The organism is Pseudomonas sp. SIMBA_067 (assembly GCF_046534675.1).
Classification (GTDB): Bacteria; Pseudomonadota; Gammaproteobacteria; order Pseudomonadales; family Pseudomonadaceae; genus Aquipseudomonas; species Aquipseudomonas putida.
On sequence record NZ_JAWRYH010001054.1, the window covers coordinates 1 to 247 of the forward strand.

1 protein-coding gene is annotated in these 247 nt (G+C 45.3%); it reads left to right on the forward strand.

Annotation, left to right across the window (positions count from 1 at the left end; translation table 11 throughout):
- Positions 1-124 precede the first annotated feature (124 nt).
- Complete coding sequence (gene rhoL / locus SB765_RS32455) at positions 125-226, forward strand: rho operon leader peptide RhoL (protein ID WP_001295255.1); 102 nt, start codon at positions 125-127, stop codon at positions 224-226.
- The last annotated feature ends 21 nt before the right edge of the window (positions 227-247 follow it).

Genomic DNA, 247 nt, shown 5'->3' on the forward strand with positions numbered 1-247 from the left:
GGTGCCCCGTCGCTAAAAACTGGACGCCCGGCGTGAGTCATGCTAACTTAGTGTTGACTTCGTATTAAACATACCTTATTAAGTTTGAATCTTGTAATTTCCAACGCTTCCCGTTTTATCTTAAATGCGAAGTGAACAGATTTCTGGCTCGTCACTCAATCCGTCTTGTCGTTTCAGTTCTGCGTACTCTCCTGTGACCAGGCAGCGAAAAGACATGAGTCGATGACCGTAAACAGGCATGGATGAT

What these genes read in the sequence shown, in the direction of transcription:
- rhoL (WP_001295255.1), top strand. Translation starts at nt 125, where the DNA reads ATGCGAAGTGAACAGATTTCTGGCTCGTCACTCAATCCGTCTTGTCGT.